At 64.6% G+C, this 24,458-nt stretch carries 19 protein-coding genes; 9 read left to right on the forward strand and 10 right to left on the reverse strand.

The window, feature by feature from the left end; translation table 11 throughout:
* Positions 1-6: 6 nt before the first annotated feature.
* Positions 7-1,248, reverse strand: a complete 1,242-nt coding sequence (locus H3H39_RS09920) for a urate hydroxylase PuuD (RefSeq protein ID WP_182153212.1) — start codon at positions 1,246-1,248, stop codon at positions 7-9.
* A gap of 225 nt (positions 1,249-1,473) precedes the next feature.
* Between H3H39_RS09920 and H3H39_RS09925 the strand changes: the two genes are divergently transcribed.
* From H3H39_RS09925 to guaD, 6 genes are all read left to right on the forward strand, one after another.
* Complete coding sequence (locus H3H39_RS09925; RefSeq protein WP_182153213.1) at positions 1,474-2,412, forward strand: LysR family transcriptional regulator; 939 nt, start codon at positions 1,474-1,476, stop codon at positions 2,410-2,412.
* 286 nt (positions 2,413-2,698) lie between these two features.
* Positions 2,699-4,456: an allantoate amidohydrolase gene (locus tag H3H39_RS09930; protein WP_182153214.1), complete on the forward strand. Its 1,758-nt coding sequence runs from the start codon at positions 2,699-2,701 to the stop codon at positions 4,454-4,456.
* Positions 4,457-4,608: 152 nt separating this feature from the next.
* Entirely contained in the window at positions 4,609-6,102 is a 1,494-nt protein-coding gene (gene xdhA, locus H3H39_RS09935; RefSeq protein WP_182153215.1) for a xanthine dehydrogenase small subunit, read from the forward strand.
* A complete protein-coding gene (xdhB, locus tag H3H39_RS09940) occupies positions 6,099-8,450 on the forward strand; it encodes a xanthine dehydrogenase molybdopterin binding subunit (RefSeq protein ID WP_182153216.1) in 2,352 nt (783 codons plus the stop codon). The genes xdhA and xdhB overlap by 4 nt, the downstream gene beginning before the upstream one ends.
* Positions 8,451-8,467: 17 nt before the next feature.
* Complete coding sequence (xdhC, locus tag H3H39_RS09945; protein WP_182153217.1) at positions 8,468-9,547, forward strand: xanthine dehydrogenase accessory protein XdhC; 1,080 nt, start codon at positions 8,468-8,470, stop codon at positions 9,545-9,547.
* Positions 9,548-9,739: 192 nt separating this feature from the next.
* Entirely contained in the window at positions 9,740-11,050 is a 1,311-nt protein-coding gene (gene guaD / locus H3H39_RS09950; RefSeq protein ID WP_182153218.1) for a guanine deaminase, read from the forward strand.
* 81 nt (positions 11,051-11,131) lie between these two features.
* Here the strand turns inward: guaD and H3H39_RS09955 are convergent, their stop codons facing one another.
* The 8 genes from H3H39_RS09955 to gcl all read right to left on the reverse strand — a co-directional run bounded on the left by H3H39_RS09955 (position 11,132) and on the right by gcl (position 20,586).
* Positions 11,132-12,802 (reverse strand): AMP-binding protein, encoded by a 1,671-nt coding sequence (locus H3H39_RS09955; protein WP_182153219.1) that lies wholly within the window; start codon positions 12,800-12,802, stop codon positions 11,132-11,134.
* A 115-nt stretch (positions 12,803-12,917) separates the two neighbouring features.
* Entirely contained in the window at positions 12,918-13,328 is a 411-nt protein-coding gene (locus tag H3H39_RS09960; RefSeq protein ID WP_182153220.1) for an SRPBCC family protein, read from the reverse strand.
* Positions 13,329-13,394: 66 nt separating this feature from the next.
* The gene (locus H3H39_RS09965; RefSeq protein ID WP_182153221.1) at positions 13,395-14,231 is read right to left on the reverse strand and encodes an urea transporter; all 837 of its coding nucleotides are present in this window, start codon (positions 14,229-14,231) and stop codon (positions 13,395-13,397) included.
* Positions 14,231-15,676, reverse strand: coding sequence for a pyruvate kinase (gene pyk / locus H3H39_RS09970; RefSeq protein WP_182153222.1), 1,446 nt, complete (start codon positions 15,674-15,676; stop codon positions 14,231-14,233). Before pyk ends, H3H39_RS09965 begins: the two co-directional genes overlap by 1 nt.
* Positions 15,677-15,715: 39 nt before the next feature.
* Complete coding sequence (locus H3H39_RS09975; protein ID WP_182153223.1) at positions 15,716-16,984, reverse strand: glycerate kinase type-2 family protein; 1,269 nt, start codon at positions 16,982-16,984, stop codon at positions 15,716-15,718.
* Positions 16,985-17,071: 87 nt separating this feature from the next.
* Complete coding sequence (locus H3H39_RS09980) at positions 17,072-17,959, reverse strand: 2-hydroxy-3-oxopropionate reductase (RefSeq protein WP_182153224.1); 888 nt, start codon at positions 17,957-17,959, stop codon at positions 17,072-17,074.
* A 39-nt stretch (positions 17,960-17,998) separates the two neighbouring features.
* On the reverse strand, positions 17,999-18,778 hold the full coding sequence (gene hyi / locus H3H39_RS09985; protein WP_182153225.1) for a hydroxypyruvate isomerase: 780 nt from the start codon (positions 18,776-18,778) through the stop codon (positions 17,999-18,001).
* Positions 18,779-18,810: 32 nt separating this feature from the next.
* Complete coding sequence (gene gcl / locus H3H39_RS09990; RefSeq protein WP_182153226.1) at positions 18,811-20,586, reverse strand: glyoxylate carboligase; 1,776 nt, start codon at positions 20,584-20,586, stop codon at positions 18,811-18,813.
* 132 nt (positions 20,587-20,718) lie between these two features.
* Between gcl and H3H39_RS09995 the strand changes: the two genes are divergently transcribed.
* Positions 20,719-21,624: a LysR family transcriptional regulator gene (locus H3H39_RS09995; RefSeq protein ID WP_182153227.1), complete on the forward strand. Its 906-nt coding sequence runs from the start codon at positions 20,719-20,721 to the stop codon at positions 21,622-21,624.
* Positions 21,625-21,860: 236 nt separating this feature from the next.
* Positions 21,861-22,316, forward strand: a complete 456-nt coding sequence (locus H3H39_RS10000) for a DsrE family protein (RefSeq protein ID WP_229217959.1) — start codon at positions 21,861-21,863, stop codon at positions 22,314-22,316.
* Here the strand turns inward: H3H39_RS10000 and H3H39_RS10005 are convergent, their stop codons facing one another.
* On the reverse strand, positions 22,317-23,288 hold the full coding sequence (locus H3H39_RS10005) for a zinc-binding dehydrogenase (RefSeq protein ID WP_182153228.1): 972 nt from the start codon (positions 23,286-23,288) through the stop codon (positions 22,317-22,319). It abuts the gene before it with no gap.
* Positions 23,289-23,417: 129 nt separating this feature from the next.
* Between H3H39_RS10005 and H3H39_RS10010 the strand changes: the two genes are divergently transcribed.
* Positions 23,418-24,299 carry a LysR family transcriptional regulator gene (locus H3H39_RS10010; RefSeq protein WP_182153229.1) on the forward strand — a complete coding sequence of 294 codons (882 nt, stop codon included), beginning with the start codon at positions 23,418-23,420 and terminating at the stop codon, positions 24,297-24,299.
* Positions 24,300-24,458: the final 159 nt, after the last annotated feature.

Raw genomic sequence — 24,458 nt, forward strand, 5'->3', positions numbered from 1 at the left:
AGGCGCTCAGTTGGCGCCGGCCGCGAACCAGGCACCGATTTCGGCGCGTTCTTCCGGCGTGATGTTGGTCATGTTCCCGATCGGCATAGCTTTCAGCACCACGGCTTGCTGGTTGACCTTGGCCGCGTTCTGGTGGATCTGCTCAGGGGTGTTGAGCATGATGCCGGCCGGCGCCGTGGCGAAGCCGGGCTGGGTCGGGGTGGCCGAGTGGCAGCTCACGCAACGCTGGTTGATGATGGCTTGCACCCGGCCGAACTCCGGCGCGGCCACGGCGCCGGCATGTTCGTCGCCGCTCACGCCCCCCTGGGCCACTTGCGCTGCACGTGCCACGGGATGCGGGGCGATCACGATGGCCACGGCCAGCAGGATGGCGCAGCCGGCGGCCGGGAAGCCCCAAGCCGTGCGGCCATGGTGGCGCAGGTTGAAGAAGTGGCGGATCAACACGCCGGCGGCGATGATGGCGCCCAGCAGCGCCCAGCTATAGGCGTGGCTGTAGGTCATGGCGTAGTGGTTGCTGATCATGATGAGCAGCACGGGCAGCGTGAAGTAGTTGTTGTGCACCGAGCGTTGCTTGGCCTTCTTGCCATGGATAGGATCGGGCGATTCGCCCCGTTCCATCGCCTGCACCAGCTTGCGCTGGCCGGGGATGATCAGCATCAGCACATTCCCGACCATCATGGTGCCGATCATGGCGCCCACGTGGATGTAGGCGGCGCGGCCACTGAGGAAGTGCGTGAGGATGTAGGCCATGGCGACGATGAACACATACATGACGATGGCCAGCAAGCCTTCGCGCTTGCCCAGCGGCGAGCGGCACAAGCCGTCGTACACGATCCAGCCGAACAGCAGGCTGCCCAGGCCAACGGCGATGGCCTGGCCCTGGCTTAGATCGGCCACGGACTTGTCGATCATCATGGCCGAGGCATTGAAGTAATAGACAATGAACAGCAGCGAGAAGCCGGACAGCCAGGTGGCATACGCTTCCCATTTGAACCAGTGCAGGTCCGACGGCAGCTCGGCCGGCGACACCAGGTATTTCTGCGGGTTGTAGAAGCCGCCGCCGTGCACGGCCCACAATTCGCCCGACACGCCTTTTTTGGCCAGGTCGGAACCGGGTTTGGGCGGACGGATGCTGTTGTCGAGCCAGACAAAGTAGAAGGACGCGCCTATCCAGGCGATCCCCGTGATCAGGTGCAGCCAACGCACCATTAGATTGAGCCAGTCCACGCCGTATGCGAGCAGTTCCATGTCTTCCTCTTGATTGGATTTAAGCTCGTCTGCCACCGCGGGCGCTCCAGACGATTGGGACTTGGTCCCTGTTGGCCGCGAACTGTTGAGAGCTCCGCTGCGACCGATGTGAAGACCACGCACTGCGGTGCGTGGTATGGCATGAACGATAAAACTAATTCTGGCCTTTCACATTGGAATGGACGTATATTAAAAATAGGAAAAAAGTTATACACAGATAAAGTCATGGCCCAATTACCCGATCATTTAGACCTGCACCTGATCCGCATCCTGTACCTGCTGCTGTGCGAGAAGAACGTGTCGCGCGTGGCGCTCAAGCTGGATCAGCCGCAGCCCTCCATCTCCGCCTCGCTGCGCAAACTGCGTGAATTGACGGGCGATCCGCTGCTGGTGCGGGGTGGCCGGGGCATGGTCCCGACCCAGCACGGCGAGAGCTTGAAGCTGCCCGCCAAGCGCATCCTCGATGAAGTGGGGCAGCTGTTTTTACAGAAAACGCCGTTCGCCTCGATGGAGGAAAGCCGCACCTTCCGCATCGGTGCGCCGGACTACCTCGATATCCAGTTTTTGCCGACGGTTGTGGCGCGTTTGCGACGCGAGTCGCCCAAAAGCCGCATCGTCATCCAGAGCCTGGGGGCGGAAGTGGACTCGATCCGCATGCTGTCGGACGGCGATCTGGACCTCATCATCGGCAACTGGCAGGAGCCACCCGAGCATCTGCACCTGTCACGCCTGTTCGAAGACCCTATCGTGTGCGCCATGCGCGCCGATTCGCCGTACGCCAAGCGCACCGACGCCAACGAGATGACGGTGGACGACTACCTGAACCTGCCGCACGTGGCGCCCTCACCCACGCTGCCCGGTTTCCACGGCGTGATCGACAGCTTCCTGGCCGAGCATGGGCTGGAACGCAATGTGATGGTGGAATCGGCCTATTTCAGCCTGATTCCGCACATGCTCACGCAAACGGACCTGGTGCTGACCACGGGCCGCCAATATCTCCGCTTCTACGAGCGCAACCTGCCGATCAAGGTTTTCACGGTGCCGCTGCGCTTCCCGCCGATGCGTTTCTACCAGCTGTGGCACGAGCGCGTGCATCAGGCGCCCGAGCACAAATGGCTGCGCGACCAGATCACGCAGGCCGCCGCCGCCCTGAGCGGCAAATAAACTAATTCGGGACGTAACACATTTAAGAGCTGGGGCATCTGCCTTAATTGGTGTCAATTGGTGTTACGTCCCGAATTGAATTTGCGTTACGTCCCGAATTGGCTATGGCCGTGGCGAGCGGGCAACACTTGCCATATCCGCATGCTGAACCTCCCTATGTTCAGTTGCTTATATATCAGCCCCGCCGTGCCTATACTATTCTTCATATACCAAGGCCGGCGCCAGGTCCCATGCGCCGGTCACCATAGCTGAGGAGACAGGCTGGTGGGGCCGCCTGCACAACAAAATGACGATCACTCTCGAACACCTGAACCAGTGCGCCGCCGAGGAATTCACCCGCCTGCTGCACGGTCTGTACGAACATTCGCCCTGGATACCCGAACGCGCCGCCGCCGGCCGTCCCTACGCCACCGTGACCGCCCTCAAACAGGCGCTGGAACGGGTGGTGCGCCGCGCCACCGTCGAAGAACAACTGGGCCTGGTGCGCGCCCACCCGGAACTGGCCGGCAAGGCCGCGCTGGCCGGCACGCTGACGGCTGAATCGACGGGCGAACAGGCCAAGGCCGGCCTGACCCAGTGCAGCCCGGAGGAACTGGCGACCCTGCATCGCCTCAACGCGGAATACAACGCGCGCTTCGGTTTCCCCTTCATCCTCGCGGTGAAAGGGCCGACCGGCAACGGCCTGACGCGCCAGGAGATCATCGCCCACTTCTCGCGCCGGCTGCGCGCCCAGCGCGACGACGAACTGGCCGAATGCCTGCGCCAGATCGGCCGCATCGCCGCCATGCGCCTGAACCTGCTGATGGACCAGCCATTCCATTTTGGCCCCACCATCATGGCGTGGTCGGAAGTCATCGGCGCATGGAGCGACGATCCCGACAACCTGACTTGCGCCTACATGACCCCCGCCCACCGGAAAACGGCGGCCCAACTGGCCGAGTGGATGACGAAAGCGGGCATGGAAGTCCACATCGACCCGGTCGGCAACGTGGTGGGACGCTACCTGTCGGACCGGCCCGGCGCCAAGTCCCTGCTGACCGGCTCCCACTACGACACGGTGCGTAACGGCGGCAAGTACGATGGCCGCGAAGGCATCCTGCTGCCCATCGCCGTCGTCAAATACCTGCACGAACGGGGTGAACGGCTGCCCTTCCACCTGGAGATCATCGGTTTCTGCGAAGAGGAAGGGGTGCGTTACCAGAGTACTTTCCTGGGCAGTAACGCCGTCATCGGCCAGTTCGACATGGCGCTGCTGGACAAGACCGACGCGCAAGGCATCACCATGCGCCAGGCCCTGACGGAGGCGGGTCACGACGTGACGAAGATCCCCACCATCGGCCGCAAGCCGGAAGACGTGCTGGCCTTTGTGGAAGTCCACATCGAACAAGGCCCCGTGCTGCTGAACCGTGACCTGCCCGTGGGCGTGGTCAGTTCCATCGCCGGCAGTTGCCGCTACCAGGTTGAGCTGACCGGCCTGGCCAGCCATGCGGGCACCACGCCCATGACTATGCGCAAGGACGCCGCCGCCGCTGCCGCCGAAATCGTGCTGTTCGTCGAGCAGCGCGCCGGCCAGGCGCCGTCGCTGGTGGGTACCGTGGGCCAGTTGCAGGTGCCAGATGGTTCCGTCAACGTGATTCCGGGCGCCTGCAAGCTGTCGCTCGATATCCGCGCCGCCGACGACGCCACCCGCGACGCGGCCGTGACGGACATCCTGAACCAGGCCGAAGCCATCTGCGCCCGCCGCCAGGTGGAAATCAAGGTCACCAAGATCATGTCCGCGCCGGCCGCGCCATGCGCGCCATGGCTGGTGCGCCAATTCGCCGCCGCCACCGAACGGGCCGGCGTGGAAGTATTCGAGCTGCCGTCCGGCGCCGGCCACGACGCCATGGCGCTGGCCCGCATGACGGATGTGGCCATGCTGTTCACGCGCTGCGGCAACGGCGGCATCAGCCACAATCCGCTGGAAACCATGACGGCCGACGATGCCGAGGTGTCGGCCCAGGTATTCCTGGACTTCCTGCGCAACTTCAAAGCGAAATCCTGACATCGCGGTACCGTTTTATCAGCATTCAGCGATACATAAACAGATTTCTATAATCAATTGAACATAGTAGCCATGGCGGCCCCGATATTGGTGTGTGGGCCGCTGGCTGCTAACCTGTGTAAACAGCATCAGTTCAACAGCGCGGAGCATCCATGTCAGAACCTATTCGATTTTTCTACCGGGGCGAAGTCCACACCGTCGCGCAAGGCGCACCGACCCGTACCCTGCTCCAGCACCTGCGGGAAGACCTGCACTGCACCGGCACCAAGGAGGGCTGCGCCGAAGGCGATTGCGGCGCCTGCACCGTGGTGGTGGCCGAACTTCAGCCCAACGGCGAAGTGGCCATGCAGTCGGTGAATTCCTGCATCCAGTTCGTCCCCACGCTGGACGGCAAGGCCGTGTTCACCGTGGAAGACCTGCAACAGGCCGATGGCGCCCTGCATCCCGTGCAGGAAGCGCTGGTCGAATGCCACGGCTCGCAATGCGGCTTCTGCACCCCCGGCTTCGCCATGTCCCTGTGGAGCTTGTACCTGAAGCAGGAAGGCCAATCGGGCGCGCCCTGCCGCAAGACCATCGACGAAACGCTGTCCGGTAACCTGTGCCGCTGCACCGGCTACCGCCCCATCATCGACGCCGCACGCCGCATGGGCGAGCTGCCCGCCGTCCAATTCGACCGCGCCTCGCTCAAGACGGCGCTGCAAGCGCTCCAGCGTGACGCCATGTTCAGCTACAGCCACGACGGCCAGACTTTCTACGCGCCCCGGACGCTGGCCGAACTGGCTACCCTGCGTGCCGAAAAACCCAGCGCCACCATCGTGGCCGGCTCCACCGACGTGGGCCTGTGGGTCACCAAGCAGATGCGCGACCTGGGCAACATGATCTACGTCCGCATGGTCAAGGAACTTCACGAGCTGGACGTACGCGACGGCATGCTGCACATCGGCGCCGCCGTCAACCTGAATGATGCTTATGGCGCCGTGTGCGAACACTACAAGGACGAGCTGACGGAAATGTGGCAGCGCTTCGCCTCCCAGCCGATTCGCAACACGGGTACGCTGGGCGGCAGCGTCGCCAACGGCTCGCCCATCGGCGACTCGGCGCCATGGATGATCGCGCTGGGCGCGCAGATCGTACTGCGCGGCGCACAAGGCCAGCGCATACTGCCGCTGGAGAAGTTCTACCTCGATTACATGAAGAAGGACTGGCAACCGGGCGAGTTCGTGGAAGCCGTGCGCATTCCACTGCCCCGCGCCGGCGTCCAGTTCCGCACCTATAAGCTGGCCAAGCGCTACGACCAGGACATTTCCGCCGTGTGCGGCGCCTACGCCATCACGCTGGACGATGCCGGCAACGTGAGCGATGCCCACATCGCCTACGGCGGCATGGCCGCCACTTCGCGCCGCGCACCTTTGGCGGAAGCGGCCCTGAACGGCAAGCCCTGGAACGAAGAGAACCTGCGACTGGCGATGGCCGCCCTGGGCAAGGACTACACACCATTGACGGACATGCGCGCCAGCGCCGACTACCGCATGAAAACGGCACAGAACCTGTTGCGCCGCTTCTGGCTGGAGACGCGCCCGGACGGCGCCATGCCCATCCAGTCCATCAATGCATTCAACTACGCTGAAGGAGGCGCCGCAGCATGAACAGCAAAACGGAAGCTTTCCTGACCCAGGAAGTGCCTATGGCCTGGGCCGAAGTGGGCAAGCCCCACAAGCATGAATCGGCGGTGCTGCATGTGCTGGGCGAAGCCACTTACACCGACGACATCGCCGAAGCGCAAGGCACGCTGCACGCCGCGCTGGGCCTGTCGTCCAAGGCGCACGCCAACATCCTGTCCATGGACCTGGAACCGGTTCGCCGCATGCCGGGCGTGGTGGCCGTGTACACCCACAAGGACATCCCCGGCACCAACGACTGCGGCCCCATCATCCACGACGACCCTATCCTGTCGCCGGGACTGGTGCAGTATATCGGCCAGCCGATCTTCATCGTGGTCGCCAAGAGCCACGAGCAGGCGCGCCGCGCCGCCCGCAAGGCCGTGATCGAATACGAGGAACTGCCTGCCATCCTGACCCCGCAAGCGGCCCGTGACGCGCAATCGTTCGTGGTACCGCCCATGCACCTGGCGCGCGGCGATGCGCAGGCGGCGTTCGAGCGCTCAACGCACCGCCTCAAGGGCGAACTGCACGTGGGCGGCCAGGAGCAGTTTTACCTGGAAGGCCAGATCGCCTACGCCGTGCCGAAGGAAGGCGACGGCATGCACGTCTACTGCTCGACCCAGCACCCGACCGAAATGCAGCACGTGGTGGCCCACGCCCTGCACCGCCATTCGCACGACATCGTGGTGGAATGCCGCCGCATGGGTGGCGCGTTCGGCGGCAAGGAATCGCAGTCGGCGCTGTGGGCCGCCTGCGCCGCCATCTCGGCCGCGCGCCTGAAGCGCCCCGTCAAGCTGCGCGCCGACCGCGACGACGACATGATGGTGACCGGCAAACGCCACTGTTTCTATTACGAGTACGAGATCGGCTACGGCGACGATGGCCGCATCAGCGCCGCCAAGGTGCAGATGGTGTCGCGCGCCGGCTACTCGGCCGACCTGTCGGCCCCGGTGGCCACCCGCGCCGTATGCCACTTCGATAACACCTACTACCTGGGCGACGTCGATATCCGCGCCATGTGCGGCAAGACCAACACGCAGTCCAACACGGCCTTCCGTGGTTTCGGCGGCCCGCAGGGCGCCATCGCCATTGAGTACATCGTGGACGAGATCGCACGCAACCTGGGCATGGATGCACTGGACGTGCGCAAGGTGAACTTCTACGGCCGCAACGATGAGGAAGGCCGCAACGTCACCCAATACGGCCAGAAGATCGTCGACAACGTGATCCACGAACTGGTGGAACAACTGGTCAGCGAGAGCGACTACCGCAAGCGCCGCGACGAGATCAACGCTTTCAACGCCACCAGCCCGGTGCTGAAGCGCGGCCTGGCGCTCACGCCGGTCAAGTTCGGCATCGCTTTCAACGTTACCCACTTCAACCAGGCCGGCGCGCTGGTGCACGTGTACACGGACGGCTCGGTGCTGGTCAATCACGGCGGCACCGAGATGGGCCAGGGCATCAACACCAAGGTGTGCCAGGTGGTGGCGCATGAACTGGGCATAGGCATGGACCTGGTGCGCGCCAGCGCCACCAACACCAGCAAGGTCGCCAACACGTCGGCCACGGCCGCTTCGACGGGCGCGGACCTGAACGGCAAGGCCGCGCAGGATGCGGCCCACACGATCCGCCAGCGGTTGGCCGAATTCGCCGTCAAACTGCATGGCGGCAGCGTGGAAGACGTGCGCTTCGAGGCTGGCCAGATCATGGTGAACGGCGCCGCCGTACCCTTCCCCGAGCTGGTGCAAAAGGCCTACATGGCCCGCGTGCAGCTGTGGTCGGACGGCTTCTACGCCACACCCGGCCTGCACTGGGACCCGAAAACCATGAGCGGCAATCCATTCTCGTACTATGCCTACGGCGCTTCCGTGTCGGAAGTGGTGGTCGATACACTGACCGGCGAATGGAAGCTGCTGAAAGTGAACGCCCTGTACGACGCGGGCCAGTCGCTCAACCCGGCGATCGACATAGGCCAGGTGGAAGGTGCTTTCATCCAGGGCATGGGCTGGCTCACCACCGAGGAACTGTGGTGGAATGCGGGCGGCAAGCTGATGACGCACGCGCCATCGACTTACAAGATCCCCGGCGTGTCCGACTGCCCGGAGGACTTCGATATCCGCCTGTTCAAGAACCGCAACGTGACCGACAGCATCCACCGTTCCAAGGCGGTTGGCGAACCGCCGCTGCTGCTGCCGTTCTCCGTGTTCCTGGCGATCCGCGATGCCTGCTCCAGCGTGGCGAACCACAAGTTCAACCCGCCGCTGCGCGCGCCCGCCACCAGCGAAGCGATCCTGAACGCCATCAGCGCCGTGCAGGAACTGGCGCAAGGCTGACCGACATGGCCAACGCAATGTCTCCTCCGACTGACGCCCTGGTGGCCTCCGCCGCGCTGGCCGAACCAAGCGTGCTGGTGACGGTGGCGCAGGTGGCCGGTTCGGCGCCGCGCGAACCGGGCGCCAAGATGCTCATCACCCATGATGGCGCCTACGACACCATCGGCGGCGGCCACCTGGAGATGCGCGCCACCGACATCGCCCGCGAAATGCTGGCCATGCCGGCCGGTGTGCTGGCGGCGGAACGGCGGCTGGAACGCTTCCCGCTCGGCCCCAGCCTGGGCCAGTGCTGCGGCGGCGTGGTGCATCTGGCGTTCGAACGGATCCTGCCGGAAGCCGATGCCCATTTCGCCGTGCTGGTCCAACGCAAAAACGAAGGACTGGACAGCTGGCGCCTGCTGCCGCTGGGGTCCACGGACGCGGCCAGTATCTATGACGCGGCCGGCCTGCGCCTGTCCGGCAACGGCCCGGCGCTGCTGCCCCCGCCCGCCCCCGGCGTGGCCTGCACACTGCGACCGGACGACGCGGGCCGCCAATGGCTGGTCGATTCCTGTCTGCCTTATCGCCCCCGCCTGTACCTGTTCGGCGCCGGGCACGTGGGCGCGGCCATCGTGCGCGCGCTGGCCGAATTGCCGTGCCAGGTGGTGTGGATCGACGAACGGGAGGACATGTTCCCGTCCGCCCTGCCCGCCAATGTGCGCATTGAAGCGACCGACACGCCGGAAGCCGTGGTGGCGGAAGCGCCCGCTGGCGCCACCTTCCTGGTGCTCACCCACAGCCACGTGCTGGACCAGCACCTGTCCGAGCATATCCTGCGCCGCAGCGACTTTACGTGGTTCGGCCTGATCGGATCGGCCACCAAGCGTGTACAATTCGAACGCCGCCTGCGCGAGCGGGGCATCCCAGCCGAACGCCTGGCGGACATGACCTGCCCGATCGGCCTGCCCGGCATTCGCGACAAGGCGCCCGCCGTCATCGCCGTATCGGTGGCGGCCCAGCTGATGCAAGTGTGGGAAGCCGCCGCCCTTGCCTCGCCAGCGCAAACGAAAGCGGCACCGGCCGACACGCCAGCACAGGACACCATATGCATCGCCTGATTTCTTCCAATTCGCCCACCAGGCAGGCGCACTCACTCTCCGGCAGCGCCGGGGCGGGAGCGCCGCATCGCTGTACATCCCACTAGCCCCCGCGCTAGCTTCAACACCATCAAGGACAGATGGCCCCGCGCGCCTTCGCGCCGGCCTTCAGCGACCACCTGCGTCACGCACTATCGAAATTTTGGAAACATCATGGCAAACACCTCCACCTTTCAGGCTTACCGCGCCAGCCTGCTGCACTTTAACGACGACCCGGCCTACCACGCCAACGCCCATCACTGGCACGAGGATGGCCTGCTGATCGTCAACGACGGCAAGGTCCACCTGGCCGGCGACTACGCCCAACTGGTGCACCTGCTGCCCGAGGGCACACCCGTGCATGACTACCGCGGCAAGTTGATCACGCCTGGTTTCATCGACACCCATGTGCATTATCCGCAGACAGACATGATCGCCTCGCCCGCGCCCGGCCTGCTGCCATGGCTGGAGAAATACACCTTCCCCACCGAGCGCAAGTTCGCCAACCCGGCCCACGCCACCAACGTCGCCAGCTTCTTCCTCGACGAGCTGACCCGGTGCGGCACCACCACCGCCATGGTCTACTGCACCGTGCACCCGCAATCGGTGGACGCCTTCTTCGGCGAGAGCGAAAAGCGCAACCTGCGCATGGTGGCCGGCAAAGTCCTGATGGACCGCAATTGCCCCGACTTCCTGCGCGACACGGCCGAATCGGGCGTGCGGGAAAGTGAGGAACTGATCAAGCGATGGCACAAGCGGGGCCGCCAGTTGTACGCCATCACGCCACGCTTCGCCCCCACGTCCACGGAGGCCCAGCTTGAGCTGGCCGGCGCACTGGCCAAGGCTTACCCGGACACCTTCCTGCAAACCCATGTGGCCGAGAACACGGACGAAGTGGCCTGGGTCAAATCACTGTTCCCCAACGCCCGCAGCTACATGGACGTGTATGACCATTACGGCATGCTGCGGCCGCGCTCCATGTACGCGCACTGCATCTGGCTGGACGACGCCGACCGCACCCGCATGGCCGCCACCCAGTCCGCCATCTCGATCTGCCCCACCTCCAACCTGTTCCTGGGCAGCGGCCTGTTCGACTTCGAGCGTGCCGACGCAGCGCAAGTGCCGCTGTCGCTGGCCACCGACGTGGGCGGCGGCACCTCGTTCTCCATGCTGCAGACGATGAACGAAGCCTACAAGGTGGCCCGCATGGGCGGCACCTACCTGCAAGCCATGCGCATGTTCTACCTGGCCACGCTGGGAGGCGCACGCAGCATGCAACTGGAAGGAACGATCGGCAATTTCGCTCCCGGCACGGAAGCAGATTTCGTCGTGCTCGATCCAAAAGCGACGCCGCTGCTGGCGCGCCGCACCGAGCGCACCGACAGCCTGGAGGAACTGCTGTTCGCCATCGCACTGCTGGGCGACGACCGCACCGTGGCCGCCACCTACGCCGCCGGCAAGGCCGTGCACCAGCGCCAGGACTGAGCGAAGAGCGAGTGGCTACCGCGACTGGCCGCCCGTGGCCAGAGCGGCGCGCGCCGCATGGTCAGACTGAGGGCGGCGCGCTTATGCCCACACCACGGCGCGCTGCTCGCCATACCAGCCGGCCATGCGCTCGGATGCCTGCGCTTCGATCTGGCGGCGCTTGATCTTCATGGTGGGGGTCAGGCAGCCGTTTTCGATCGACCAGGGATCGTGGGCCACCACCAGCATCTGCAGGCGCTCGTAGCTGGGCAACTGGGCGTTGACGTCCTTGAGCATCAACACCAGTTCCTGTTCCACCCGCATGCGTTCGGCCGGATCGCCCAACTGGCCCCGCAAGTGCTCGCTCAGCACCACCAGCGCGTAGGCGGCCGGCTGGCCCACGCCGGTCACCATCGATTGCTCGACCAATGGATGCGCGTTGATCAGGTTTTCGATCGGCGCCGGTGCCACGTATTTGCCCTTGGCCGTCTTGAATACCTCCTTCAGCCGCCCGGTCAGCTTGAGCAAGCCGTCCTCACGCCGTTCGCCCTGGTCGCCGGTACGGAAAAAACCATCCGCCGTGAAGCTCTCCGCGTCCAACTCCGGGCGCTTGTAGTAACCCACCATGCGGCCCGGCGATTTGATCAGCACTTCATGGTCGTCGCTGATGCGCACTTCCACCCCATCGAACGGGATGCCAACGTAGCCTGGCGCATGGTGCTCGGTCGTGGAAATGTGCGACAGCGCGAAGTCCTCGCTCATGCCATAACCTTCCATCAAGTTCAGGCCCAGGCTGCGATACCAGGCGATCAGTTCCGGCGGCGTGGGTGCGGAACCGCTACCGGCCAGCCGCACATGCTCCAGTCCCAGCCCGGACAATACTTTGCGTCCCAGCACCTTGCCTACCAGCGGAATCGCCAGTAGCGTGTTCAGCACCTTGGGCGGGATCTTCTCGAACACCCCGAGCTGGAACTTGAGCCACAAGCGGGGCACGGACAGGAACAAGGTGGGCCGGGCACGCTTGATATCCTCGACGAAGGTGTTCAGGCTTTCGGCGAAGTACACATGGCAGCCCGCCACCATGCTGCAGCATTCGATGTATGAACGTTCGACGACGTGGGCCAGCGGCAGGTAGGACAGGTAGCGGTCGTCGGGGCCACAGGCGATGGTCTCGGCCATGATCTCGGCCGCCCGCGTCACGTTGGCGAAGCAGTGCATCACGCCCTTGGGCTGGCCGGTGGAGCCGGAGGTGTACACCAGCATGGCCAGGTCGTCCCCGGCGCGCGCCGGCTGGCCAGGCAATGGCGACTGGGCCGCCGCCAGCGCGTCCCACTGCGCGCCCGCGTTGGGCGGCGCCAGCGGAAAGGCGATGCGCGGCATGGCCGCCGGCACGCCGCTGGCCTGGTGCGCCCAGTTATCGAGCTTGCCCACGAACAGCAGCTTGCTCTCGCTGTGTTCCAGCACGAACTGTATCGTCTCCGGCTCCTCGGTGGGAAAGATCTCCACCGTCGCGTAACCGGCCATCCAGATCGCCAGTTCCGCCATGAAGCAGTGCGCGCAGTTCTTCGACAGGATGGCGATATGGCTGGCCGGCGGCAGCCCGAGCGACAGCAAGTGGGCGGCCAAGCGGCGCGCCTGATCCATGCATTGCGCCCAGGTGTAGTCGATCACCTGGCCGCCGCCGGTGGGCTGGGTCAGGTAAACCTGATCCGGGGTGGCCTGCTCGTGGCCGTAGACATAGTCGAGCAGCGTCTTGGTGCGCGTGGCGTTCATGGTTGTTCGCTCCTCCGGCCTGGGTCGGCGTGGCGGCCGCTGGAACGCGGCACTATGCAGTCATGCTGCCACGAAAAAATTGCCATAGCAACAGCATCAGATCAAGCGCCGCTGCTCAGGCCCCCTGTTCCAGCCGGCGCTTCAGTGCTTGCAGCACGTCAGGGAAGTCGCCCGTCACCATGGGACCGAATTCGGCCGCCGCCGGACCCGTGATTTCGGTGCGGTACACCACCCGCGTGCGGCCGGGCGCGACGACGGCGATGCCGTGATGGACCACCACCCGCGTTCCATCGATCACCGTTTCATCGGTGAAGCCGATGTTCTCCTCCACATCCAGCAAGGTGCTGGTGAAGGGTTCGGAACCGGGTGGTTGCATGTCGAAGGTGGTGCCGCGCGCGAACGGGCCGTGAATGGCGATGCGCTCGATGCCGGCGTTCCACTGCTTCCAGCCTGCGACGTCAGCGAACAAGCGCCACACCTGGGCCGGCGTGGCTGTCGTCTCCATGCTCTCTTCATGCGTCCACATAACAATCCTTTCGATCAGGTTAGTCACGCCCTGGCGGGCTCGACAATATTGTCATGCCAACATTAATTAAGCAACATCATTTTGCGCCGTCACGGCCAGCACCAGCCAGACGCTCAGCACAAACGGGAGAGTGTAGAAATCCAGGCCCAACGCCGCGAAGCACGCGCACAGGCCGATGCTGGTGACAGCGCCCAGGCATCGCCAGCGCCAGTGGCGCTCGTGCACGGACAAGCCCAGTGCCGTCAGGGCACTGTTGGCGCCGGCCGCCGTGGCGACAGCGGCCACCGGCGCGGCGGGCAGCGCCAGTGACGCCAACGAAAGCACGGCCCACGCCAGGCCCCCGCCGGCCAGGCCCCACGCACCAAGATGTTTGCGCCCGCGGGCCAGCGCCAGCCATAACAGCAACCCGGGCGCCGCCGCGCCCACAAAGCTGGCCTGCCCGATGACACAGAACGCATAACCGGGCGACGCCATGCCGCAGCCCGCGCCAACTTCAGACATCCTCGACGTCAAACCCAGCGCCGGCCCGGCGGCGGTGGATAACCACATGACCAGCACGAACAGGAAGGTCAGCGGCGGCCAGCCCCAGCGCGTCATGGCGCGGGTCAGCAGGGCGGTCGCCATGCCGGCCAGCGCGATCCAGCATAGCAGCGCGACGTTGAATTGCCATGCGGCGCACAGGCCCACGCCGCTCAAGGCGCCGTTGAAGCCGTACTGGCCCGCCTCCCGCTCCGCCTGCGGATAGTCCAGGGTCCAGGCAGTGCCGCTGGCCGCGCACACACCCAGCAAGCAGCCGGCGGCCAGCGCGGGCGCGCTCAGGTACAGGCACCCGAGCAGCAGCAAGCCAAACAGGGGCGACGACTGGAAGTAGATTTGACCTATGCCGGCCAGCGGGGACCGCATCAGGCAGCGGCCGCGTCCTGGTTGGGCCAGATCCGGGCGATGCGCAGCAGATTGGTGCTACCCGGCTGGCCGAACGGCACCCCCGCCGTGATGGCGATCTGGTCGCCCGGCTTGGCGAAACCTTCCGCCAGCGCGGCCTGGCAAGCCGCCGCCACCATGCGGTCTTCATTGCGCACGTCGGGACTGACGGTGGTATGCACACCCCACGCCAGCGCCAGCATGCGCGCCGTGGACAGGTTGGGCGTGATGCTCAGGATGGGCGCCATGGGCCGCTCGCGCGCCGCGCGCAGGCTGGTGTGGCCGGAGCTGGTGTAGGTCACCGTGGCCACGGCGCCCAGGATGCCGGTCACGTCGCGCAGGGCCGAGCAAATCGCGTCGCCGCTGTTGGGCAGTGGCGCCTGGTTCTGCGCTTCGATCATCTGCCGGTACAGCGGATCTTTCTCCACTTCGCGAATGATGCGGTCCATGATGCTGACAGCCGCCGTGGGATAAGCGCCGCTGGCCGATTCGGCCGACAGCATCACGGCATCCGCGCCGTCGTAGATGGCGCTGGCCACGTCGGACGCCTCGGCGCGGGTGGGCACCGGAGACGTAATCATCGATTCCAGCATCTGGGTCGCGATCACGATCGGCTTGCCGTGCTGGCGGCAGGTGCGCAGGATACGCTTCTGCACGCCCGGCACGCGCTCGGGCGGCAGTTCCACGCCCAGGTCGCCGCGTGCTACCATCACCGCGTCGGAAGCAGCCACGATGGCATCGAGCCCGTCCAGCGCGGCCGGCTTTTCCAGCTTGGCCAGCAAAGCGGCCCGCTCGCCGATGATGGCGCGCGCCTGATGCAGGTCTTCCGGCCGCTGCACGAACGACAGCGCCACCCAGTCCGCGCCCATGTCAAGCGCGAAGTCCAGATCACGCAAGTCCTTCTCCGTCAGCGCAGGAATCGGCAGCACCACGTCGGGCACATTGACGCCCTTGCGGTCCGACAGCACGCCGCCCGTCACCACGCGGGTCAGGATAGAACGCTTGTCGGCGCTGCGGCCCACTACCGCCAGCCGCAGCTTGCCGTCGTCCAGCAGCAGCGATTGGCCGGCGTCGATCACCTCGAACAGCTCCGGGTGCGGCAGGCATACGCGCTGGCTGTCACCGGGAGTCGGATCGCGGTCCAGCGTGAATTCGGCTCCTTCGGCCAACGTCACCTTACCGGCCGCGAACTGGCCTACGCGCAGCTTGGGGCCTTGCAGGTCGGCCAGGATGGCGATCGGCCGCCCTGCTTCGCGTTCGATCTCGCGTACGATGTCGCAGCGGGCCTGGTGGTCGGCATGGCTGCCGTGGCTGAAATTGAAGCGGAAAACGTCCGCTCCCGCGTCGAACAGGGCCTTGATCGCCTCTTTGGTACTGGTGGCTGGGCCGAGCGTGGCCACGATCTTGGCCTGGCGTTGACGTCGCATAGTGTCTCCGTTGTGTATTTTGTTGTGGCGTCGCGGGATTTACAGCACCAGCACGGCGCGGAAGTCGTTGACGTTGGTGCGGGTCGGTCCGCTTACCACCAGGTCGTCCAGCGCGCTGAAGAAGCCGTAGCCGTCGTTGTTTTCCAGCAGCGTACGGGCGCGCAGGTTCCGTTCCGTGGCCCGTGCCAGCGAATCCGGTGCATACAGCGCGCCGGCGTTGTCTTCCGAGCCGTCGATGCCGTCCGTGTCGCAGGCGACGGCGTGGATGCCGGGATGGCCCTCCAGCGCCACCGCGAGGCTGAGCAGGAATTCTGCGTTGCGTCCGCCGCGCCCGGAACCGCGCACCGTCACCGTCGTTTCACCGCCGGAGATGATCACGCATGGCCGCTGGAACGGCTGGCCGCGCGTGGCCACCTGCCTGGCCATGGCCGCGTGGACGATCGCCACGTCGCGCGCCTCGCCTTCAATGCCATCCGACAGGATGTATGGCGTGATGCCGGCTGCCCGCGCATGGACGGCGGCCGCTTCCAGCGCATCCTGGGCGATGGCGATCACATGGTGCTCGTTGCGGGCGAAGCGGGGATCATCCGGCTTGGGCGTCTCGCCGGCACCCGTTTCCAGGTGCTCGCGCACGCTGCCGGGAATCTCGATGCCGTATTTGCGCAGCACGGCCAGCGCGTCAGCGCAGGTGGTCGGGTCGGGCAAGGTGGGGCCGCTGGCAATCACACCGGGATCGTCGCCCGGCACGTCGGAGATCAGCAACGTGACCACGCGCGCTGGCGCGCAGGCCAGCGCCAGCTGGCCGCCTTTGATGGCCGACAGGTGCTTGCGCACGCAATTCATTTCCGAGATGGTGGCGCCGCTCTTGAGCAGCGCGCGGTTGACCGCCTGCTTCTGCTCCAGCGTGATGCCGGGCGCGGGCAAGGCCAGCAACGAGGAGCCGCCGCCCGAAATCAGGCACAGCACCAGATCATTCTCGCTCAAGCCCTGCACCATCTCCATCATGCGGCCGGCCGCGCGCCGGCCCGCTTCGTCCGGCACCGGATGGGCCGCTTCGATCACTTCAATACGCTGGCAATCGACGCCATGTTCGTAGCGCGTGACGACCAGGCCGGAGATCTCGCCCTTCCAGTGCTGTTCGACGGTGCGCGCCATGGCGGCCGCGCCCTTGCCGGCGCCGATCACCAGCGTGCGGCCGTTGACTGGCGGTTCCGGCAAATAGGCCGGCAGGCACTTGGCCGCGCTCACAGCGTCCACCGCGCTGCCATACAGGTCCAGAAGGAATTGACGTGGATTCAAGGTACTCATCCGGTGTGCTTTCTAAAAAGTGCGGCGGCCCTCAGGCACAGGGAGAAGCGGGCCGCCGCATGCAAGGTGACAGGGTCGGAAACGCGATCAGGCTTCCGCGATCTGGTGGTTGGACATGATCTCGATGGCGCGGCACAGGGCCGAGTGGTCCATCCCGCCCAGGCCATTGGCGGCGCAGGCGTTCATCAGTTCCTGGGCCATGGCCGTATTGGGCAGCGACACGCCCATCGTCTTCGCCCCCTGCAGCGCCAGGTTCAAGTCCTTCTGGTGCAGTTCGATGCGGAAGCCGGGGTTGAAGGTGCGCTTGACCATGCGCTCGCCGTGCACTTCCAGGATGCGCGAGTTGGCGAAGCCGCCCATCAGCGCCTGGCGCACCTTGGCTGGATCGGCGCCGGCCTTGGAGGCGAACAGCAGCGCCTCGGCCACGGCCTGGATGTTGAGCGCCACGATGATCTGGTTGGCCACCTTGGTGGTCTGGCCGTCGCCATTGCCGCCCACCAGCGTGATGTTCTTGCCCATCAGTTCAAACAGGGGCTTGACGATGTCGAAGGCCGCCTCCGAGCCGCCCACCATGATGGTCAACGTGGCCGCCTTGGCGCCCACTTCGCCGCCGGACACGGGCGCATCGAGGTATTCGCAGTCCAGCGCATTGATCTTCTTGGCGAATTTCTTGGTTTCGATAGGCGAGATCGAGCTCATGTCGACCACGATGGTGCGCGGACGCAGCCCTTCGGCCACGCCTTTTTCGCCAAACAGGGCCGCTTCCACGTGCGGCGTATCCGGAACCATAATGATGATGATGTCCGACCGCATGGCCACTTCCGCGGCCGAGGTGCAGACCGTGGCGCCGCCTTCGATCAGGGCGAACGGCGGGTTCTTGATATCGTGCAGGAACAGCTTGTGGCCGCCGTTCTGCAGGTGCTGCGCCATTGGTGCGCCCATGATACCCAGGCCAATAAATCCAACTCGAGACATGATGTTTTCCTTTGCTAGTGTGATGTGTGGTGCGTCCAATTACAGGCCATGCGCGGCGCGCCAGGCCAGGCCATCGACCGTGTTGGTGCGTGGCTTGTACTCGCAGCCGATCCAGCCGTCGTAGCCGAACGCGGTCAGCTGCTCGAACAGGAAGCGGTAGTTGATCTCGCCCGTACCCGGTTCGTTGCGGCCGGGGTTGTCGGCCAGTTGCACGTGGCGGATCAGCGGCAGGTTGGCCTTGATGGTGTTGGCCAGTTCGCCCTCCATGCGCTGCATGTGGTAGATGTCGTACTGGATGAACAGGTTGTCCGACCCCGTTTCCGCAATGAGGCGCGCGGCCTGGCTGGTGCGCGACAGGAAGAAGCCGGGAATATCGAAAGTGTTGATCGGCTCGATCAGCAAACGGATGCCCTCCTCCTTCAACGCTTCGGCGGCGAAGGTGAGATTAGCCACCACCGTGCGGTGCGCCGACTCCAGGCTCACGCCGGGCGGCACGATGCCGACCAGGCAGTTAAGCTGCTTTACGCCCAGCTGCCTGGCGTAGCTGATGGCGGTATGCACGCCGGCCCGGAATTCCTCGACCCGGTCCGGGTGGCAGGCGATGCCACGCTCACCGGCTTCCCAGTTACCGGCCGGGAGGTTGTGCAGCACCAGTTCCAGCTTGTTGTCGGCCAGACGCTGGGCCAGGTCCTTGGCCTCGAAGGCATAAGGGAACAGGAACTCCACGCCCTGGAAGCCGACTTTGGCGGCTGCTTCAAAGCGGTCCAGGAACGGGATTTCGTTAAACAACATGGTCAGATTGGCGGCCAGTTTGGTCATTTCACTTCCTTTCGTAGCTGGTAAGAGGCGGTTCAATCGAGCAGCGCGATGGCAGTGGGCGCGTCAGAGGCCTTCAGTGCCAGCTCTTCAAATTCGTTGATGTTGTTGATGTCCACGCCCATGGCGATATTGGTCACGCGCTCCAGGATCACTTCCACCACCACCGGCACCTTGAACTCCTCCATCCAGGCGTGGGCCTGGGTGAACGCGGCCGGCAGGTCGTCGGCGTTGGTGACGCGGATCGCCTTGCAGCCCAGTCCTTCCACCACGGCCACATGATCGACGCCGTAGCCGTTCAATTCCGGCGAATTGATGTTTTCAAACGCAAGCTGCACGCAGTAATCCATGTCGAAACCGCGCTGCGACTGGCGGATCAGGCCCAGGTAGGAGTTATTCACCACCACGTGCAGATAAGGCAGCTTGAATTGCGCGCCCACGGCCAGTTCTTCGATCATGAACTGGAAATCGTAGTCACCCGAAATGGCTACCACCTTGCGCTGCGGGTCGGCCGCGGCCACACCCAGCGCTGCCGGGATGGTCCAGCCCAGCGGGCCGGCCTGGCCGCAGTTGATCCAGTGGCGCTCGTTGTATACGTGCAGGAACTGGGCGGCGGCGATCTGCGACAGGCCGATGGTGCTGACGTAGCAGGTATCGCGGCCAAAGGCTTTGTTCATCTCCTCGTACACCCGCTGCGGCTTGACCGGCACCTGTTCGAAGTGGGTCTTGCGCTGCATGGTGCGCTTGCGGTCCTGGCACTGGGCCACCCAGGCCGAACGGTCCTTCAGCTTGCCGGCCGCCTTCCACTCGGTGGCCACCTCGATCATCAGCTTGAGCGCCGCGCCGGCGTCGGACACGATGCCGAAATCCGGGCCGAACACGCGGCCGATCTGGGTCGGTTCGATATCGATGTGGACGAATTTGCGGTCCTTGGTGTAGACCTCGATCGAGCCGGTGTGGCGGTTGGCCCAGCGATTGCCGATGCCAAACACGAAGTCGGACGCCAGCAAGGTCGCGTTACCGTAGCGGTGGCTGGTCTGCAGGCCGACCATGCCCACCATCAGCCGGTGGTCGTCGGGAATCGCGCCCCAGGCCATCAGGGTCGGAATCACGGGAATGCCCGTCAGCTCGGCGAATTGCACCAGCAGCTCGGAGGCATTGGCGTTGATCACACCGCCGCCAGCCGTGATCAGCGGGCAGTCCGCCTCATTCAGCATGGCCAGCGCTTTTTCGATCTGGGCGCGGGTGGCCTTGGGCTTGTAGGCTTCCAGCGACTGGTAGGTATCCGGATCGAATTCGATCTCCGCCATCTGCACATCGAACGGCAGGTCGATCAGCACGGGGCCGGGCCGGCCGGAGCGCATGATGTGGAACGCCTGCTGGAACACCATCGGCACCAGCGCCGGCTCGCGCACCGTCACGGCCCACTTGGTCACGGGCTTGGCGATGGATTCGATATCGACCGCCTGGAAGTCCTCCTTGTACAGGCGGGCACGGGGGGCCTGGCCCGTAATGCAGAGGATGGGTATGGAATCGGCTTGGGCCGAATACAGGCCCGTGATCATGTCCGTGCCGGCCGGGCCGGAGGTGCCGATGCACACGCCGACGTTACCGGCCTTGGCGCGGGTGTAACCCTCGGCCATGTGTGAGGCGCCTTCCACGTGGCGCGCCAGGATATGCTTGGCGCTGCCCTGTTTCTTTAACGCCGCGTAGAATGGGTTGATCGCGGCGCCCGGTACGCCGAATACCTGGTTCACGCCCTCCTTTTCCAGAACCATCGCTGCTGCCTGCGCTGCCGTCATGCGTGCCATGCTGTACTCCCTTGTATGTGTGACGATTGACTGATGAATGGATGCTACCGGCAAAACGCGGCGCTGATAAGAAGACAAACTCTCGCTTTATTCGATACTGGAGATATCGAATAAGTGTGGAATAATGGGGATATGGACAAACTCACCCAAATCGAAGCCTTCGTGGAAGTGGCCGAAAAGGGCAGCCTGGTGCGCGCCGCGCTGGGCCAGCACATCACGCCCGTGATGCTGGGCCGCCGCATCGACGCCCTGGAAAAGCGTTTGGGCGTGAAGCTGATGCACCGCACCACGCGGCACCTGACACTGACCGAACAAGGCACGCTGTATCTCGATCATTGCCGCAAGCTGCTGGCCGACCTGGGGCATGCGGACCGCATGGTCTCCGAAGGCCGGCACCGCGCCACTGGCCACCTGACCGTGTCGGCGCCCGCCGCGTTCGGGCGCAAGCATGTGGCCCCCCATGCGGCGGGCTTTGTGCGCGCCCATCCGGACGTGCAGATTTCGTTCAACCTGACCGACCGCGTGGTGGACCTGGTGCGTGATGGGTATGACGTGGGTATTCGCATCGGCGGCGTGATCGACCCCAGTTTTGTGGCCGTCAAGCTGGCCAGCAACCGGCGCGTGGTGTGCGGCACACCGGAATACTTCGAGCGCCACGGCATTCCCCGCACGCTGGAGGACCTGGCCAACCACAACTGTCTGGCCTTCAATCTGCAGGGCGGCCAGCAACGGGGCTGGTACTTCCAGGATCAGGGCAAGCAGGTCACCGTGCGCGCGGACGGTAACCTCAACTGCAACGACGGCGAACTGCTGCACCGCTGGGCCACCGAGGGACTGGGTCTGGCCTGGCGCTCATCGTGGGAAATCCAGGCGCAACTGGCCTCGGGTGAACTGATCACGGTGCTGGACGATTACGCCCTGCCCCAATACGACATCATGGCAGTCTACCCCCAGCAGCGGCACCTGCCGGCCAAGGTGCGCTTTTTCATCGACATGCTGAAGGAAGTCTACGCGCGGCCGGACTACTGGCTAAAGTAAAAGTCGGTGTCAGGTCTGTCATTTGGACACAAGAAGAATACCATTGAGCCTAATCAACCGGTGCCGAGATCGGATATAGTAAACGGCGGCTCATTATCGCTGCATTGGCAATCCAAAAAGGCGCATCTTGAGAAAACTCAAAAATGCGCCACGACTGTAGAAATGACAGACCTGACACCGATGTATGACACCGATGTATAGCGGCTAACCACCATTCAGGAATCACGGAGACGTATATGAAAAAGATAACCGGCTCGCGCCGCACGATGCTGGCGGGCTCGCTGGCTGCCGCCGCTGGCGCACTGGCCGCCAGCGCTGCGGTGGCCGCGCCGGCCGCGGCCAAGCCGACCGCCTACAAGGCATTGTTCCAGGTCAGCGACGACGATCCAAAGAAATGGAACCAGACCCTCAACAATATCAAGAACCTGCAACAGGATCTGGGCGCGGCCAATGTGACGATCGAGATCGTCATCTTCGGACCCGGTATCGGCATGGTGATGATGGAGTCGGAAGTGGGCAACCGCGTCCAGGAAGCGATCGATGCCAAGGTGTCGGTGCTGGTCTGCCAGAACACCATGCGCGGCGCCCATCTGACGCCGGACGACATGTTGAGCCGGATCGGCTATGTGGTGGCCGGCGTGGGCGAAATCGTCCGCCGCCAGGCCGAAGGCTACGCCTACATCCGCTCCTGATCACCTCACCACAACCAGCTTGCCGCAGGCCGCATTGCGCTCCATGAGCGCGTGCGCGGCCGGCAGCTGATCCAGCCCGAATGCCTTGCCAGCACGGGGACGCAAGCGCCCAGCCTCCACCATCCGCACGATGCGCTGCATAGGCACCGCGCTTAACGGGAAGTTCGCGCCGCCGAATTCGAAACTGCCGAAAAAGCTCAAGTGCACACCACTGGGCATCTGGCTCAATGGGTTGAATCCTTCGATCGGCGCCATCCCGCCCAGGAATCCTGCCAGACACACCCTGCCCCCCGGCCGCGTGGCCCGCATGGAGTCGAACACGGTGCTGTTACCAACCAGGTCGAGCACCGCGTCGAATAGCTCGTCATCCCAACCGGCACCGGCAAGCGCGCCTTCCGCCACGATCGCCTGTTCCACACCAGCTTCGAGCAGGCCCGCCTTGTGCGCCGTCTGACGGGTGGTCGCATACACTTGCGCCCCCAATTGCAGCGCCAGGTCGATGGCGGCCAGACCCAGGCTGGACGTGCCGCCACGCACCAGCAGCCGCTGCCCCGGCCGCAGCGCCAGATTCCCGTGCAGGCAGGTCCACGCCACAGCATAGGACTCGGGCAACACGGCCAGGGCCGCCCAATCCAGATTACTGTCAATAGAAATGACATTCTCGTGCCGAACCACGACATAGTCGGCATAACTGCCGTTCACGGTCCGCCCCATGCCGCCCATGCAGGCCATGACGGTCTGGCCCGGCGCCAGCCGGCCGCTGGGGTCCACCGCCACCACGCCCACGCACTCGATCCCGCTGATCGCGGCCGCGTCTCCCCATTCACCCCGCCGCATATAGAGTTCCGCCCGATTCAGTCCAAAGGCCCGGACTTCGATCAGCACCTCGCCGGCGCCCGGAACGGGCCGGTCAACCTCGCGCAGCACCAGCACTTCCGGTCCACCGTACTCTTTTCGCACGACCGCTTTCATGGACTTTTCTCCTTGAGTTGTTGAACAAGTCATCAGCTTAAGGTTGAAACGTTGAAATAAATATCACGAAAATTTGACACCCATTGTAGACTGTCTCTACATATCTACCCGCGTGCCCAGGCCCCGACCATGCCCGAACCCACCATCCTGCAACTGCAATGCTTTGTCGCACTGGCCGAACAAGGCAGCTTCGCCGCCGCCGCCGAGCGCCTGCACCGCACCCATCCCACCGTCCACGCTGCGATCAAGGCACTGGAACAGCAACTGGGACTGGTGCTGCTGGATCGTGGCGGCTATCGCGTCACGCTCACGCCGGAAGGCGCCACTTTTCTCACCCGCGCACAACTGTTCCTGCGCGAGTATGCTGAACTGCGGCGCGGCGCGCTCCAGCTGGCCCATGGTGAGGAGCCGGAACTGCGCATCGTGGTCGGCGACTTATGCCCGCTGCCGGCGACCATGGCGCTGCTGGCGCCATTCTTCTCCGCCCGTCCCGGAACCCGTCTGACCTTGCTGTCGGACGCCATCAGCGGCCCTTGGGAGCGGCTCGCACGCGCAGAATGCGACCTGATACTGCATCACCGCGACCAACCCTCCCCGCGCTACGAATCGCTGCCGCTCTATGTGGTCGAACTGGTGCCGGTGGCGGCGCCGGGCTTCATCCGCGCCATTGGAAGCGAAGCACCCGGCCCGCAACAGCTACGCGGCCATATGCAATGTGTGATCCGCGATTCCAGTTCAAGCCCAGAGGACGCGAACTATCATCTGCTCGATGGTGCGCGCACCTGCAGCGTGCCGGATCAGGCAATGAAACGGGAACTGCTTGTGCAGGGCATGGCCTGGGGCCATATGCCCTTGCATCTGGTGGCCGAGGACCTGGCCACCGGGCGCCTGCTGTCGCTGGAAAACGAACACCTGCCCGCCACATCGCTGTCACACTACGCCACCCGCAGGCGCGACGCAGCGCACGGCCCGGTCGCGAGGGCATTGTGGGAACACTTGAACACGACTTGAACAAGGCTTGAACCCTACCTGAAGACTTAGTGGAGCCTTAATTGGTGGCGGCGAGGTCCCTGCTGCGCGCCACACGCGCCGGTGTGCGGGTACAATGCCGCCTTCTCCGCATCAACAACAGGTCCGCCAGTGTGCAGCGTGCGCCATGCCGCGCCTGCG

Origin of the sequence: Rugamonas apoptosis (assembly GCF_014042355.1) — a bacterium.
Classification (GTDB): Bacteria; Pseudomonadota; Gammaproteobacteria; order Burkholderiales; family Burkholderiaceae_D; genus Rugamonas; species Rugamonas apoptosis.